This window comes from Hyphomicrobium sp. CS1GBMeth3 (assembly GCF_900117455.1).
Lineage (GTDB): Bacteria > Pseudomonadota > Alphaproteobacteria > Rhizobiales > Hyphomicrobiaceae > Hyphomicrobium_C.
The window spans coordinates 1906093-1921895 of record NZ_FPHO01000003.1; the positions used below are offsets into that span (position 1 = coordinate 1906093).

Annotated in this window: 14 protein-coding genes; 9 read left to right on the top strand and 5 right to left on the bottom strand. The window is 64.6% G+C overall.

Annotated features, from left to right (window positions below; all coding sequences use genetic code 11):
- Positions 1-121: 121 nt before the first annotated feature.
- Positions 122-2128 (bottom strand): protein meaA, encoded by a 2007-nt coding sequence (locus tag CS1GBM3_RS16315; protein WP_072396566.1) that lies wholly within the window; start codon positions 2126-2128, stop codon positions 122-124.
- Between the two features lie 594 nt (positions 2129-2722).
- Between CS1GBM3_RS16315 and ccrA the strand changes: the two genes are divergently transcribed.
- Positions 2723-4042: a crotonyl-CoA carboxylase/reductase gene (gene ccrA / locus CS1GBM3_RS16320; RefSeq protein WP_072396567.1), complete on the top strand. Its 1320-nt coding sequence runs from the start codon at positions 2723-2725 to the stop codon at positions 4040-4042.
- Positions 4043-4088: 46 nt separating this feature from the next.
- On the opposite strand, the gene lepB is transcribed toward ccrA, so the two are convergent.
- Positions 4089-5345, bottom strand: a complete 1257-nt coding sequence (lepB, locus tag CS1GBM3_RS19620; protein WP_139247952.1) for a signal peptidase I — start codon at positions 5343-5345, stop codon at positions 4089-4091.
- A gap of 77 nt (positions 5346-5422) precedes the next feature.
- The gene (locus tag CS1GBM3_RS16330; protein WP_072396568.1) at positions 5423-6274 is read right to left on the bottom strand and encodes a YihY/virulence factor BrkB family protein; all 852 of its coding nucleotides are present in this window, start codon (positions 6272-6274) and stop codon (positions 5423-5425) included.
- A gap of 395 nt (positions 6275-6669) precedes the next feature.
- Here CS1GBM3_RS16330 and CS1GBM3_RS16335 point away from each other — a divergent pair, with 395 nt between their 5' ends.
- Positions 6670-8349 (top strand): acyl-CoA dehydrogenase family protein, encoded by a 1680-nt coding sequence (locus tag CS1GBM3_RS16335; RefSeq protein WP_072396569.1) that lies wholly within the window; start codon positions 6670-6672, stop codon positions 8347-8349.
- 69 nt (positions 8350-8418) lie between these two features.
- Positions 8419-9324, top strand: coding sequence for an EamA family transporter (locus tag CS1GBM3_RS16340; RefSeq protein WP_072396570.1), 906 nt, complete (start codon positions 8419-8421; stop codon positions 9322-9324).
- Positions 9325-9346: 22 nt separating this feature from the next.
- Here the strand turns inward: CS1GBM3_RS16340 and CS1GBM3_RS16345 are convergent, their stop codons facing one another.
- Positions 9347-11023 (bottom strand): formate--tetrahydrofolate ligase, encoded by a 1677-nt coding sequence (locus CS1GBM3_RS16345; RefSeq protein ID WP_072396571.1) that lies wholly within the window; start codon positions 11021-11023, stop codon positions 9347-9349.
- 302 nt (positions 11024-11325) lie between these two features.
- Here CS1GBM3_RS16345 and prmB point away from each other — a divergent pair, with 302 nt between their 5' ends.
- The 6 genes from prmB to CS1GBM3_RS16375 all read left to right on the top strand — a co-directional run bounded on the left by prmB (position 11326) and on the right by CS1GBM3_RS16375 (position 15449).
- Positions 11326-12261 carry a 50S ribosomal protein L3 N(5)-glutamine methyltransferase gene (prmB, locus tag CS1GBM3_RS16350; RefSeq protein ID WP_072396572.1) on the top strand — a complete coding sequence of 312 codons (936 nt, stop codon included), beginning with the start codon at positions 11326-11328 and terminating at the stop codon, positions 12259-12261.
- Between the two features lie 18 nt (positions 12262-12279).
- Positions 12280-12507: a hypothetical protein gene (locus CS1GBM3_RS16355; RefSeq protein ID WP_072396573.1), complete on the top strand. Its 228-nt coding sequence runs from the start codon at positions 12280-12282 to the stop codon at positions 12505-12507.
- A gap of 11 nt (positions 12508-12518) precedes the next feature.
- On the top strand, positions 12519-13520 hold the full coding sequence (locus tag CS1GBM3_RS16360) for a TRAP transporter substrate-binding protein (protein WP_072396574.1): 1002 nt from the start codon (positions 12519-12521) through the stop codon (positions 13518-13520).
- A gap of 122 nt (positions 13521-13642) precedes the next feature.
- Positions 13643-14083: a hypothetical protein gene (locus tag CS1GBM3_RS16365; RefSeq protein ID WP_072396575.1), complete on the top strand. Its 441-nt coding sequence runs from the start codon at positions 13643-13645 to the stop codon at positions 14081-14083.
- A gap of 46 nt (positions 14084-14129) precedes the next feature.
- Positions 14130-14957 (top strand): SDR family NAD(P)-dependent oxidoreductase, encoded by an 828-nt coding sequence (locus tag CS1GBM3_RS16370; protein WP_072396576.1) that lies wholly within the window; start codon positions 14130-14132, stop codon positions 14955-14957.
- A 123-nt stretch (positions 14958-15080) separates the two neighbouring features.
- On the top strand, positions 15081-15449 hold the full coding sequence (locus tag CS1GBM3_RS16375; protein WP_139247953.1) for a PilZ domain-containing protein: 369 nt from the start codon (positions 15081-15083) through the stop codon (positions 15447-15449).
- A gap of 22 nt (positions 15450-15471) precedes the next feature.
- On the opposite strand, the gene CS1GBM3_RS16380 is transcribed toward CS1GBM3_RS16375, so the two are convergent.
- The gene (locus CS1GBM3_RS16380; RefSeq protein WP_072396578.1) at positions 15472-15747 is read right to left on the bottom strand and encodes a hypothetical protein; all 276 of its coding nucleotides are present in this window, start codon (positions 15745-15747) and stop codon (positions 15472-15474) included.
- Between the last annotated feature and the right edge of the window lie 56 nt (positions 15748-15803).

Here is a 15803-nt window from a genome sequence, read left to right on the forward strand (position 1 = left end):
CTCTTCCCTGGAGTCGCCCCCCGACCCAGGCGATGATGTTCCTGATTCTTGGCCAAAGTCTGGCCGCGAACTGTTCCCCCAAACGCCGCGATCGCGTTCTGGTTCCGCGGCCCCGCCCGCGTTAGGCGGCTTTTTCCTGCTGGCCATCGACCAGGCGCACGATGTCGGCCATGATATCATTGAGCTGGAAGTCCTTAGGCGTATAGACAGCGGCGACGCCGAATCCCTTGAGCTTGACCTCATCCTCGGGCGGAATAATGCCACCGACGACCAGCGGCACGTCCGACAGGCCCTCCTTGCGCATCCGCTCCATGACCTCGCCGACCAGCGGCAGGTGCGAGCCCGACAGGATCGACAGGCCCACGACGTGCACGCTCTCGTCCACGGCCGCGCGCACGATCTGCGTCGGCGTCAGGCGGATGCCTTCGTAGACGACCTCCATGCCGACATCTCGCGCGCGCACAGCGATTTGCTCCGCGCCGTTCGAATGGCCGTCGAGTCCCGGCTTTCCGACCAGGAACTTGATGCGCCGGCCGAGCTTGTTGGAAACGGTTTCCACCGACGCCCGCACACCTTCGAGCTCAGTGCCCGGCTTCTCGGGAGCGGCCTGCGCAACTCCCGTCGGCGCGCGGTACTCGCCGAACACGCGCCGCAGCGTCGTGCCCCACTCGCCCGTCGTGACACCGGCCTTGGCGCAGGCGATCGAGCTTTCCATGATGTTGCGGCCTTCCTTGGCCGCCGCTTCGAGATCGGCGATGGCCTTCTCGACGGCCTTCGCGTCACGCGAGGCGCGCCAAGCCTTGAGCCGCTCGACCTGCTCCGCCTCGACGGCCGGATCGACGACCATGATCGCGCCCTCGCCAGCGGTGAGCGGAGAAGGCTCCGTCTCCGTCCAGCGGTTGACGCCGACCACGATCTGGTCGCCGGTCTCGATCTGGCGCAGCCGTGCCGAGTTGCTCTCGACGAGGCGGCGCTTCATGTAGTCGATAGCGGCGATCGCGCCGCCCATGCGCTCGATGGTAGCGAGTTCCGCCTTCGCCTCTTCTTTGAGCGCATCTACCTTGCGCGCGATCTCGGTCGAGCCGTCGAAGACATCGCCGTATTCCAGAAGATCGGTCTCGTAGGCCATGATCTGCTGCATGCGCAGCGACCACTGCTGGTCCCACGGGCGCGGCAGGCCGAGCGCCTCGTTCCAGGCCGGAAGCTGCACGGCACGCGCCCGCGCATTCTTGGAGAGTGTCACCGCCAGCATCTCGATGAGGATGCGGTAAACGTTGTTCTCCGGCTGCGGCTCCGTGAGGCCGAGGCTGTTGACCTGGACGCCGTAGCGGAAGCGGCTCTGCTTTTCGTCGGTAACGCCATAGCGCTCGCGGCAGATCTCGACCCACAGCTCGCTGAATGCGCGCATCTTGCAGATCTCGGTAATGAAGCGCATCCCGGCGTTGACGAAGAACGACACTCGGCCGACCACATCGCCGAACTCGGACGCCGGCACCTCGCCCGAGGCCTTCACGGTATCGAGCACGGCGATCGCGGTGGCGAGCGCGTAGGAAAGCTCCTGCACCGGCGTCGCACCCGCTTCCTGCAGATGGTAGGAGCAGACATTCGTCGGGTTCCACTTGGGAACTTCCCGGTAAGAGAAGACGATGGTGTCCTTGATCAGCCGCAGCGACGGTTCCGGAGGGAACACGTAGGTCCCGCGCGAAAGGTACTCTTTGATGATGTCGTTCTGGATCGTGCCGGTGAGCTTCGTACGAGCAGCCCCGGTCTCGTCCGCGGTGGCGATGTAGAGCGAAAGCAGCCACGCCGCGGTCGCGTTAATCGTCATCGAGGTGTTCATCTGGTCGAGGGGGATGCCCTCCAGCAGGCGGCGCATGTCGCCGAGGTGCGAAACCGGCACGCCGACCTTTCCAACCTCGCCCTTGGCCAACTCGTGGTCGGAATCGTAGCCGGTCTGCGTCGGCAGGTCGAAGGCGATCGAAAGACCCGTCTGGCCCTTGGCCAGGTTCTTCCGGTACAGCTCGTTCGACTTGGCGGCCGTCGAATGGCCGGCATAGGTGCGGAACAGCCAGGGCTTATCCCGCTGCGGCCCTTTGCCTACCCCATCCTTGGCCTTTTTTTCCGACATGCCTAATCCTCGCCCGCAGTCTTTTGTGTCCCCATAGCGTACCGGCCACGGCGCGCAAGGCAAAAGTCTAATTCGTCACGGGGGCGAGATATCGGGACGGCGAGGATGGCCGCCGTTTGGCTGCCGGAGATGATGCGGCTCGCAGTGTAGATGCCAGTAAGGCTACCGGAAAAATGAAGTGCGTGAAGACGGCGGCTACTCCCATCGAGCGGCGGCATGACGTGCGAGAGGGACGCCGGCACGGGCTGCGGTGCCGTCTCCGTCGTCATCGATCGCTGTAGTGTCGGTGAGAACATCGAACGGCGGGTCCGCTTGACCGCGCGCCATACTGAACGCCGCGCATCTCGTAATTCTGGCTGCGCCATCTTAACTGTTCCCGCGATCGCGGCTGCGGGCCGAAGCGCCGCCGAAGCCGCATTTTCGCGGCGACGGCTCAATTTTGCTGGGCGCGTCCCGGCTGCGGCTGTCACAAACCCTTTATTGCGCCGCGAAAAAGTGCTTGAAACGTCGCCGAAAGGTACGGGAGAGCGCCGGACGGGCAGCTCTGCCGGCCTTCAGGGGAACCGGATATTCGCGTCAGGGAGAGACGAGAGCATGTCAAGCCAAAGCGCCGCAACCGCCGCCTCGGCTGCGCCGAACGTGGTTGAGGCCAAAAAAGATCTCTACGAGATCGGCGAGATTCCGCCGCTCGGCCATGTGCCGAAAAATATGTACGCCTGGGCCATTCGCGCCGAGCGGCATGGCGAGCCGGACAAGGCCATGCAGGTCGAGGTGCTTCCCACGTGGGAGCTCGATAGCCACGACGTGCTCGTCCTCGTGATGGCCGCGGGTGTGAACTACAACGGCGTATGGGCATCGCTCGGTCAGCCGATCTCGCCGATCAACGATGTGCACAAGCACCCTTACCATATCGCTGGCTCAGACGCGTCGGGCATCGTCTGGGCTGTCGGCTCCAAGGTGAAGCGCTGGAAGGTGGGCGACGAGGTCGTCATCCATTGTAATCAGGACGACGGCGACGACGAGGAGTGCAACGGCGGCGATCCGATGTTCTCGCCCTCGCAGCGGATCTGGGGCTATGAGACGCCGGACGGCAGCTTCGCGCAGTTCTGCCGTGTGCAGGACCGCCAGCTCCTCGAGCGTCCGAAGCATCTGACCTGGGAAGAGGCGGCCTGTTACACGCTGACGCTTGCCACCGCTTACCGCATGCTCTTTGGCCATCGTCCGCACGTGCTGCGTCCGGGCCATAACGTTCTCGTCTGGGGCGCATCGGGCGGCCTCGGCTCGTTCGCCGTGCAGCTCTGCGCAACGTCGGGTGCCAACGCCATCGGCGTCGTCAGCGAAGATGACAAGCGCGATTTCGTAATGCAGCTCGGCGCCAAGGGCGTCATCAACCGCAAGAACTTCAAGTGCTGGGGCCAGCTGCCGAAGGTTGGCACGCCCGAGTACAACACGTGGCTGAAGGAGATGCGTAGCTTCGGCAAGGCGATCTGGGACATCACCGGCAAGGGCGTCAACGTCGACATGGTGTTCGAGCATCCGGGTGAGGCGACGATCCCGGTCTCGGTGCAGGTCGTGAAGCGCGGCGGCATGGTCGTCATCTGCGCCGGCACGACGGGCTACAACCTGACCATGGACGCGCGGTACCTCTGGATGCACCAGAAGCGCGTACAGGGTTCGCACTTTGCGAATCTCCAGCAGGCAAGCCAAGCCAACAAGCTCGTCGTCGAGCGCCGCATCGACCCGTGCATGTCGGAGGTCTTTTCCTGGGCTCAGATTCCGAAAGCGCACATGCGCATGATGAGAAACGAGCACAAGCCGGGCAACATGGCGGTGCTGGTTTCCGCGCCGACCACGGGCCTGCGCACCTTCGAGGACGTGCTGGAAGCAAGCCAGGCGCGCTTCGGCGCCGCCTGAGAAACCAAGGAACGACAGGAAAGCGCGGCGTCACTGCCGCGCTTTCTTATTCTGGAGCGAGGAACATCCGACTCCAGCGGATGTTGGCGAACGCGTTCGCGATAGACTCCGTCTCGCGCGGTTCGTCCGCGGAAAAATAGATCAGAGACACGCGCCCCACGACGAGGTCGGCGGGGATGAGAGCGACCTGTTGTGGGTCCCGACTGTCGACGGAGTTGTCGCGGTTGTCGCCCATGACAAAATAGTGGCCGGCCGGAACGCGAAACGGCCCGGCGGTGTCGAAGGGGCCGTCCGGCTCACTGTCGAGGACAGTGATTGTTTTGCCTTCGGGCAAGCTCTCCTCGAAGGCCAGGATCGTATCGTTCGCCCCGTGCCATGATGAGGATGCGAAGTCTGCGGACCTCTGTTTTGGCACCGGCTTGCCGTTGAGGTGCAACACGCCGCCTTCCATCAGGATCTCGTCGCCCGGCAGTCCGATGATGCGCTTGACGTAATCGATCCTGGGATCGCTCGGCAGCTTGAAAACGATGAGATCACCGCGGGCCGGCGCTTTGCCGCCGAGCCGGCCCTCGAAGCGCGCATCGATCGGAAAAGAATAACGGCTGTAACCGTAGCTGCGCTTGTCGACGAAAACGTAGTCTCCAATGCGGAGCGCCGGCTCCATGGAACCAGCCGAGATCACGAACGGCTGGAACAGGAAGGTCCGGATCGAGAGGGCTGCCGCAGCCATCATGAGCAGGACTGCAGCCACATTGGTGACCGAGCGGACAAGACCGAACTGCTGTACTGCGCCCACGGTTCGGACGCGGAGAAGGATGGCCCACAGCGACAGCAGAGCCAGGACAACGATCACGGCGTCGAGGATCGGACTCCCTAGGCCCGACACACGCGCGTAGGCGCGCAGGAACTCCTGGTGGAATACAGCGAACGTTGCGAGGATGATCAAGAGCGCCGCGACATTCGGCAGCTCTGCCCAGGCAATCGCCATGCGTAGGGCACTTTGGCTCGCCCTACCTCCCAAGGGACGGCCTGTCCACGCCAGGAGAGCGCCTTCGACATAAAGCGCCAAGAGACCGAAGACAGAACCGATCAGAACGGCGCCGGTAGTCAAGGCGAACCAGTGAAGATTGGGGGCCATGCTGCCGATGCCGATCGTCGTAGCGATTCCCGCCAGCGCGGCCAGAATCAGCGTAGTCGTTCTGACATCGCGTCGCAGGAGAGCCTTGATAGTCGCTTGAGGTCGCCACCAGATCGAGTACCAGGCGGTCAGGGTCTGTGCAGAGGATTCTCGGTTGGTCTCCATTGTGCCTTCCCCTGCATGTCTCAGCTCCGCCCCACGCTCGCGTCCCTACGTCCGCGGTTCAACGAAAGCCGATAAGGTTAGTGGTTCCCATTTGCGAGCTTCTTGAACTCCATGATGCCGCGGTTGAGCTCGGCACCCAACAGGATGATCACGGCGGTAACCTGGAAGAAGATCATCGCCACCATCAGCTGCGACAGGCCTGCATAGAAGCGCGCGTAGTTGCTGATCGAGAGATAGTAGGAATAGAAGCCCGCGATCGCGAGCCAGAGCACGACGGAGAGCGCGACGCCGGGCCACACGTCGGCGAGGCGGCGCTTGCCGGCCGCGAGCCAGAGATGGAACGCGAGAAGCTGGACGCCGATCACGGCCGCGCCAAGGGTGTAGCGAACCACCGGTGCGAGCCACGTCGAATCGAGGAGCGATCGGATCAACGAAGGCTCCACCCACGATGGCTCGAACTGCGCGGCGAACGCCGGCCCCACGACCACGGCCCAGGTCAGAACCAGCATGGAGGCGCCGCTGATCAGCACGAGCAACATGCTGAGCGCGAGACACGCGGGATAGGAGCGCGTTTCCGTCACGCGATAGGCGCCGTTGAGCGCCGCCCGCAGCGTCTCGACAGCGCTGGTCGCGAAGAAGAGCGCAAGAAACCCGCCGAAGGTCAGAAGGTCGATGCGCGTGCGGCCCATGATGGCGTCGACCTGCGGCGCCAGCGCTTCCGCCACCGCAGGCGGCAGGTTCTGGAACAGTTGCGCAACGGCCACCGCTGCCAGCTCCCGTCCACCGAAGAGACCCGCCAGTCCACCGAGAAAAATGCAGAACGGGAACAGCGAGACCACGAATGAGAAGGCCACAGCGCCCGCCATGGCAAAGCCCGAGTGCTCGTAGAGGCGGTAGATGGCGGTCAGCAGGGTTCGATAACGCTTCATCGACGGGCAATCTGATGGGGACTTGGTCAGGTTTCGGGTCGCGACCCTAAAGCGCTTCCGGAAAAGTGGAAACCGCTTTTCCGACGAGAAACGCGGTCAAACAACGCGCTAGGGTCTTTTTCGCGATACAATGAAAGCGAAAGGACCCTAGTCCAAGGCGCACCTCGAGGTCCATGTCCTGAAGGCAACGCCTGGCGTCGAAATGCCCCGAGCCGTTAATAACCTGGCGCCCGCACGGGCAACATGCTCGGTGCGCGTGCGTTGTGTCGCTGGGGCGCGAGAGTGTCTTGACGCCGGGGCTCGGAAATTTGCAGATGGCGTCGTGAAAAACGGCAGGGCAGGGCCCGCCGAGGGAAGCATTGCCCGAAACGTGGCGAGCGGAGGAGACGAAAGCGATGACGGCTGTTGAGGTCAAGGCGGACAACAACCTTCTCGAAGCCGGCCCGCAGCGTCTGATCGCGCGGACAGCCGAGGTGGTCGAGGCCGCGGACCGCATTCTCGCTCTCGCCAAGGACGGTGTTCGCGGCAAGGTCAGCGAGGCGGGCGGCGTCGACGCGGCCCAGCATGCGGCGCATGGCCTCGCCTGGCTCGCCACCACGGTAGAGGCGCTGCGTCAGATGAACCTGTGGGCCGCGAGGCTTCAGGAGGAAGGCTCGTTCGGCGAGTTCGAGCAGCTGATCCTGCTCGCCGCGTTCGGCGAGTATGGCGCCCAGGTCGCGAGCGGCATCCCCATGAGCCAGCTCGAGATCATTCGGCCCGAGGCGCTCGGCGTCCCGAAGTCTGAGATCCGTAAATACGAAGACGCCGTGGCGGATGTCGTCGCAGCAGGCAGCGCCGAGAGCGTGAAGGCCAAGCTTGCAACGCTGATCGAGCACGCCCAGGGCGCGACGACGTTCGGCAACTCCGGTCTCGACGAAACGATGTCTGCCATTCACGAGCAGATGCGCGATTTCTCGGAGGCCGAGGTCGTGCCGCATGCGCACGAGTGGCATCTCGCCAACGCCTACATCCCCCTTGAGATCGTCGAGAAGGTTGCCGAGCTCGGCGTCTTCGGCCTGACGCTGCCGGAGGAGTACGGCGGACTCGGCCTCGGCAAGCTCGCCATGTGCGTCGTCTCCGAGGAGCTGTCGCGCGGCTACATCGGTGTCGGCTCGCTCGGCACCCGCGCCGAGATCGCGGGCGAGCTGATCCACAACAACGGCACGCCCGAGCAGAAGGAGAAGTATCTCCCGAAGATCGCCACCGGCGAGTGGCTGCCGACGGCTGTCTTCACCGAGCCGAACACGGGCTCCGACCTCGCGTCCTTGAAAACGCGCGCGGTCAAGGACGGCGACGTTTACAGGATCACCGGCCAGAAGACCTGGATCACGCATCCCGTGCGCGCCGACATCATGACCGTGCTGACGCGCACGAACCCCGATGAGAAGGGCTACAAGGGTCTTTCGATGTTCATCGCCGAGAAGTCGCGCGGTTCGGATGACGAGCCGTTCCCGGCCAAGGGCATGACGGGCGGCGAGATCGAGGTGCTCGGCTATCGCGGCATGAAGGAGTACGACATCTCCTTCGACGGCTTCGAGGTGCCGGCCGAGAACCTGCTCGGCGGAGTCGAGGGCCAAGGCTTCAAGCAGCTCATGAACACGTTCGAGGGCGCGCGCATCCAGACGGCCGCACGTGCCGTCGGCGTTGCCCAGTGCGCTATGGATCTGGCCCTCAAGTACGCGCTCGAGCGCAACCAGTTCGGCAAGCCGATCTATGCCTTCCCGCGCGTCTACAACAAGGTCGTGATGATGGCGGTCGAGACCATGATCGCGCGCCAGCTCTCCTACTTCGCAGCCCGCGAGAAGGATGAAGGTCATCGCTGCGATCTCGAGGCCGGCATGGCGAAGCTGCTCGGCGCCCGCGTCGCCTGGGCCAACGCCGACAACGCGCTGCAGATCCACGGCGGCAACGGTTTCGCACTGGAGTATCCGGTTTCGCGCGTCCTCTGCGACGCCCGCATCCTGAACATCTTCGAGGGCGCGGCCGAGATTCAGGCCCAGGTCATCGCCCGCCGCCTGCTCGAGGACAAAGGCTGATCTTAGGATCGGTTGCACCAATCGGGGTCAGGCCAACCGGTCTGGCCCCTTTTTTATGGAAATGCTCGCATGGTCGCGCCTGCCTGGCTGTGGATCGTCTTCACCGTCATCGGCGCTGCCGCGCAGACGGCGCGCACGGCCATGCAGCGCGAGCTGATCGAGACGCTCGGCACCATCGGCGCGACCCACGTCCGTTTCCTGTTCGGCCTTCCATTCTCGCTCCTTTTCCTTGCGCTGATTGCCATCGTCTCGCCCGATCCGCTGCCTGCGCCGAATGCGACCGCGCTCGCCTGGATCGGCGGTGGCGCACTGTCTCAGGTCGCGGCAACCGCCTTGATGCTCGCGGCCATGCGCGAGCGCTCGTTCATCGTCACGACGGCACTGGCCAAGGTCGAACCGGTGTGGGTTGCATTCGCGAGCGCCGCGTTTCTGCATGAGCCCCTGACGGCACCGATGATGGCCACCATCGCCGTCGCGACGCTGGGCGTGCTTTTGATGTCCTGGCCGCGCGCGAGCCACGGCGGACGCGCGCCGTCGTTGCAGTCGGCGTTGCTTGGCCTCGGCGCTGGCGCTTTGTTCGGGTTCGCCGCCATCGGCTATCGCGGCGGCATCGGCGCCCTCGGCGGACCGTCGTTCCTGACAGCGGCGACCGTGGCGCTCGCCATCGCGCTCGCGTTCCAGACCGCGGTCCTCTCTGCTTATCTCGCCGTGCGCGATCGGCAGACGCTGGTGGCGATCGCACGCGCCTGGCGCCCCTCGCTGTTCGCGGGCTTCATGGGGGCCTTAGCGTCTCAGTTCTGGTTTTTGGCGTTTGCGCTTCAGAGCGCTGCGCTCGTGCGCACGGTGGCGCTCGTCGAGATCCTGTTCGCGCTCTTCGTCTCGCGCCGGATATTCGACCAGCGCCTCGGAGGTCGTGAGGCGCTGGGTATTCTTCTGCTGGTCGCGGGTGTCGCGGCGCTCCTCAACACGGTGTGAGCGCCGCCCCCCGAACAACCGCTTAGAATAGGCCCTCAATCTGGCCCGCCGCGTTAAGGCGGATGTTGTCGGCAGCCGGCACCCTCGGCAGGCCCGGCATGGTCATGATCTCGCCCGTGATGACGACCACGAACTCGGCGCCCGCCGAGAGTCGAAGCTCGCGCACCGGCACGATATGCCCGGTCGGCGCGCCGCGCTTCGTCGGATCGGTCGAGAACGAGTACTGCGTCTTCGCCATGCACACCGGCAGATGGCCGAAGCCCATATCCTCGAGCTCCTTGAAGCGCTTCTCGACGGCGGAATCGCACGAGATGTCGGCGGCGCGATAGATCTCGGTGGCGATCGTCTTGGCCTTGTCGCGCAGCGGCATCGAGTCCGCATAGAGCGGTTTGAATGCGGCCTTGCCCGAGTCCGCGACCTCGACCACGTGCTGCGCCAGCGCTTCCGTGCCCGCGCCGCCGTCGGCCCAGTGCGTGCACATGAAGGCACGCGTGCCGAGGCTTTCGGCGGCCTTCATAACTTCCTGGATCTCGGCGTCCGTATCGGTGATGAAGCGGTTGATCGCCACCACAGCCGGCACTCCGAACTTGTTCACGTTCTCGATGTGGCGCTTGAGGTTCTCGCAGCCCTTGGCGACCGCCGCGACGTTCTCGTGTTTGAGGTCGTCCTTGGCGACGCCGCCGTGCATCTTGAGCGCGCGCACGGTCGCGACAATCACGGTCGCAGACGGTGCGAGCCCGGCCTTGCGGCACTTGATGTCGAAGAACTTCTCGGCGCCGAGGTCGGCACCGAAGCCCGCTTCCGTCACTACATAGTCGGCGACTTTGAGCGCGCTCTGGGTCGCGAGCACGGAGTTGCAGCCGTGCGCGATGTTGGCGAACGGACCCCCGTGGATGAACACCGGATTGTTCTCGAGCGTCTGCACGAGGTTCGGCATCAGCGCGTCCTTGAGCAGCACGGTCATGGCGCCGTCGCCCTTCACGTCGCGCGCACGAACGGGCTTCTTGTCGCGCGTATAGGCGACGATGATGTTGCCGAGGCGCTTCTCGAGATCGGCGAGATCCGACGAGAGGCACAGGATGGCCATCACTTCCGACGCGACGGTGATGTCGAAGCCATCCTCGCGCGGGTAGCCGTTCGAGACGCCGCCAAGCGAGTTGACGATCGAGCGCAGCGCGCGGTCGTTCATGTCGAGCACGCGGCGCCACTCGACGCGGCGGCTGTCGATGCCGAGCGCATTGCCCCAGTAGATGTGATTGTCGATCAGCGCCGAGAGCAGGTTGTGCGCGCTGGTAATGGCGTGGAAGTCGCCGGTGAAGTGCAGGTTGATGTCCTCCATCGGCACCACCTGCGCATAACCGCCGCCGGCCGCGCCGCCCTTGACGCCGAAGCACGGCCCGAGCGACGGCTCGCGCAACGCACACATGGCGCGCTTGCCGATGCGGTTGAGGCCATCCGTGAGGCCGACGGTCGTCGTCGTCTTGCCCTCGCCGGCGGGCGTCGGGCTGATGGCCGTGACGAGGATCAGCTTGCCATCCGGACGCGTCTTCAGCGCGTTGATGAAATCGAACGAGACCTTGGCCTTGGTGGTCCCGTAAGGGACGAGTGCATCGGCCGGGATGCCAAGCTTGGCCGCCACCTCCGCGATCGGCTTCGTTTTGGCTTCGCGTGCGATCTCGATATCTGATTTCACCGTCACGGGCTTCCCTCCGAATGGACGTTTCTTTGACCCGGCCCCATTGCAAGGCGGGCCAAGCTGCGGGCGATATTGGCCGTTTGTGTGTGGTTCGCCAAGCGGGTCGCGAGAAGGGGACACGATGACGCGAGGCGAAGGTGGCTTCGCAGGTGCGTAATTGAATGAAGGTGAATCTATTGGCGATTGCCGCGGCAACCTGCACATCTGCGGGGTTTGCAGGGTGCGGGGTTCCGCTCTAAATGGACGCCAATCGCGAGGCCGGACATCGGGCTTCAATTTGCGAACACGTGAACACCAGAGAACCTATGAGCCAGTCCCAGAGTCCCCCCGCGAGCGCCGACCTGGAGGATCTAGTAACGCTCCGCGACTGGCTGCGTTACGCGACGAGCCGCTTCACGGAAGCGCGCCTCGTTTTCGGGCACGGCACCGAGACGCCGCTCGACGAAGCGGCGTTTCTGATCCTGACCGCGCTCAATTTGCCGATCGACCAGCTCGAGCCCTGGCTTGAGGCCCGCCTGACGCGCGCCGAGCGCGCGCGCATCGCTTCCCTGATCGACGCACGCATCACGACGCGCAAGCCCGCGCCCTATCTGGTTAACGCCGCCTGGATCAAGGGCCACCGCTTCTACACGGATGAGCGGGTGATCGTCCCACGCTCCTACATCGGCGAGCTCCTGAGCGAGGACAGCCTGTCGGCTGTCGTCGCGGACCCGGAGGGCGTCACGCGCGTGCTCGACCTCTGCACCGGATCTGGCTGCCTCGCAATTCTGGCCGCGCTGGCCTTTCCGAACGCCACCGTCGATGCGGTCGACATTTCGCCCGATGCCTTGGAGGTCGCGAAGCGCAACGTCGCCGACTATGGGCTCGGCGACCGCGTCGCACTGCACAAGTCGGATCTCTTTTCTGCCCTCGGTGACAGGGCCTACGACCTCGTCATCTCGAATCCCCCCTACGTAACGGCCGCAGCGGTCGCGGCCTTCCCGCCCGAGCATCGCGCCGAGCCTGAGCTTGCGCACTTGGGTGGTGAGGACGGGCTCGACCTCGTGCGCCGCATTCTGTCGGGTGCCTCAGCGCATCTCGAGCCCTGGGGCACGATCGTCGTCGAGGTCGGTCAGGCGCGCGAGGCGCTTGAAACCGAATACCCCGATCTGCCGTTTCTTTGGCTGGACACGGAGCAAAGCGAAGGCGAGCTGTTCGCGCTTACGGCTGACGCAGTCCGATCCCTAAGGAAACGGCGTTGACCAGAGGATTTGAGCTCCATGCCCCGCGAGATACCCGAGGACGTCATTCGCAAACAGCGCGAGCTGATGGTACGGGTTGCGCGGAGCCCCGAGTTCTCCTGCTGCTGCATACGCCTCTCAAGAGAGGATCGCCGGCGCGCCAAGCGTGTTTTTCGCGTCACGCGCCGCCTGGAGCGCGACTGGGATCGAGGGCGCAGGGTCCAGGAGAAAGCCCAGGTCGAGAGCCGAATCGTCAACCGCGAGTGAGGGAGCCCGCCATGCGTCGTGCCTTGTGGATCCTAACCAGCTTCGGGCTCGCGCTCTCTTCGCCGGCGCGTGCCGAGGCGCCGCCCATCGTCATCAAGTTCAGCCACGTCGCCGCGCCGCAGGCGCATAAGAGCCGTGCGGCCGAGCACTTCAAGAAGCTCGCAGAGAGCTACACGAACGGACGAGTGCGCGTGGAACTCTATCCAAATTCGCAGCTCTACAAGGATAAGGAGGAGCTAGAGGCGCTGCAACTCGGCGCCGTGCAGATGCTCGCCCCATCGGTCTCGAAGTTCGGCCCGCTCGGCATCCGCGCCTTTGAGGTGTTCGATCTGCCGTACATCTTCGCCGACTATCAGGCGCTCGCCAAAATCACCGAAGGCGAGATTGGCCGCGAGCTGCTCGACAAGCTCAAATCCAAGGGGCTCGTCGGGCTCGGGTACTGGAACAACGGTTTCAAGATCCTGTCCGCCAACAGCCCGCTTTACGGTCCGGACGACGTTTTGGGCCTCAAGATGCGCATCCAGGCCTCGAAGGTGCTTGAGGCGCAGATGTGGGCGATGGGTGGCCTGCCGCAGGTGATGGCATTTTCCGAGGCCTACCATGGCCTGTCATCCGGCGTCGTCGATGGCACAGAGAACACGCCGGCCAACATGTACACGCAGAAGATGTTCGAGGTTCAGAGACACGCCACCATGACCAACCACGGCTACCTCGGCTACGCCGTGATCTCCAACGCGCGCTTCTGGCAGGGTTTGCCGTCCGACATCCGGGAACAGCTCGAGCGCGCGATCGCGGACACGACACCGGTCGCCAACCGCCTCGCGTTGGAGGAGAACACGCAGGCGCTTGAGGAGATGAAAGCGGACGGTCACACGACGTTCCACGAGCCAACGCCTGAAGAACGCGCCGCCTGGATCGCGGCCCTGACGCCGGTCCACGACGAGATGGCGAGCCGCGTCGGCCGCGACCTGATCGACCGCATCTACGCGGCGACCGGCCGCCTGACCCAGTAGGCGCCGGCCGTCTTCGCGACCCTGGAAATCAGCTCGCGCGCAGTTGATTTTCCTTTCCTAAGCAATGGCTTATCATGAACGGATCGCTTCCAAGTGTTCCCCGCCAACGAGGAAAAGTTCCAATGCGCGCTGTCGTTGTCCTGGTCGCGGCGCTCTTCCCGCTCGCCCTCGCATCCGCACAAGCCCAGGAGGGACTGACGGGCGCCGACCCGTTCAAGCCGGGCGCTGGCCGCACCTGGTTTTCCTCGTGCGAGCTGCAGGCCGGTCGCTACGTGAGCTGCAAGAACGCCGCGCGTCCCATTCTCGAAGCCATCGCCAATCCCGGAAAGGGAACCGCGGGCGAGGCGCTGCAGGCCTTCATGCGCGACCTGTTTGTCTCGAAGGGCTGCACATTCGAGGTCCCCGAGGACAGCTTCCGCGTCAACGGCATCTTCTTGTCGTTCGACTCTCACGCGGCCGAGAAGATCCGCTGTTACGGACATCCGTCCAAGCTCACCTTCGGCCCCGGCGTGATGGCCCTCACGGGATCGGTCTACTTCTTCATGGGCGGCCCGCCGGAATAGCGCGCGAAAGCTTCCCTTCGCGCGGCAGCGCCGCTAATGCTGCCTCATGACACAGAAATCCATCCTCATGACCGGTTGCTCGTCGGGCATCGGCTTTGCTGCGGCGCGCGTGATGAAGGCGCGCGGCTGGCGCGTGCTCGCCACCGCACGCACGGAGCAGGATCGGGAGCGGCTTTCGCGTGAAGTCGGTGTCGAGACCCTGCACCTCGAGCTTGCCGATCCGGACTCGATCGCGCGTTGCGCGCTCGACGCTTTGCAGCTTGTCGACGCCAATCTCGACGCGCTCTTCAACAACGCAGCCTACGGCCAGATCGGCGCCGTCGAGGACATCACGCCGGATCTCTTGCGCCGGCAACTCGAGGTCAATGTGGTCGGCACCCACGACCTCACGCGCCGCCTGATCCCGGCCATGCGCGCAGCCGGCCGCGGCCGCATCGTGCAATGCTCGTCCGTGCTGGGCTTCGTGTCGGTACCCTATCGCGGGGCCTATTGCGCCTCGAAGTTCGCACTCGAGGCCCTGAGCGACGCCATGCGCCACGAGCTGGCCGGCACCGGGATCCACGTGTCCGTCATCGAGCCCGGCCCGATCCGCACGCGCTTCGTCGAGCACGCGCTCGCCAATTTCCGCACCTCGATCGATATCGAGGGCTCACCGCACCGCGAGACGTATCGCGCTCGCCTTGCCGCAATGGAAAACGGGGGCAAATCCACCTTTAAGCTCGAGCCGGAAGCGGTGGCGCAGAAGCTGGTCCACGCGGTCGAGAGCCCGCGCCCCAGGCGCCACTACATGGTGACGGTGCCGACCTACCTCGCCGCGGCTGGCCGGCGCCTGCTGCCGGGGCCGCTTGCCGACTGGCTGGTCCAGCGGATCTAAGCGCCGGACTCGGTTCACCAATCTTCAACCTGCGGCGCATATAATTCGTTAGCTGATAGTACACAGGGACGCGGGCGCTCGCTCACGCTGCGTCCCGTCATGTTGACGTGGATTTTGTCGCCAATGTCGTTTCTCGACACCATAAGGCGCGTTCTGTTCGGCAAGGAAACGCGCGCGAGCCGCGCCCGAGGCACGGCCGGGCCGGACAATCGCAGGGTGCGGCGTATCCCGCAGCGCATGCGCAGCGGCTACGTCTACACCGATAAGCTGATCACGCCGCGCGCCTGCATGTTCCGCGACTTGTCGGTAGGCGGCGCACGCGTCGAGGTTCTCGGTGAGCCGATCAAGCCGAGCCTGCTGATCGACGGCTTGAGGCTCTACTTCGAGTCCGAGAAGCACGAGGTGCCCTGCTCGGTGGCCTGGATGAAAGGCCGCATGATGGGGCTCAAATTCGAAGGCCGCCCGCGTCCGCCGTCACGCAGGTATCGCTAGGCTCGGCACCCGCGCCGCGCACCTACTGCTGCTTGCGGAACGCGTGCACTAGGCCGGCCGCGCAGCCAGCCTTGAATTCGGCATTCGAGATCTTCTTGTCCCGGTTGGTATCGACGGCCTCGAAGTCGTCGATATAGGGCTTGGCGCCATCGGCCGAGAGATCGCTGCGTCCCGCAGCGGTATTCCAGATGGCGCGGCAGTCGTCCGCGCTGAGCGCTGGGTTGGCAGCCTCGGCCAACGCGGCTCCAGCGGAAAGAGACAGCGCGGCAACGAGATAAAGCGTGCGGCTGAGCTTCATCGTAACCTCCCGAGTTTTTGGGAGATGTTATCACGAAACGTCGCCGGATCGCGAGC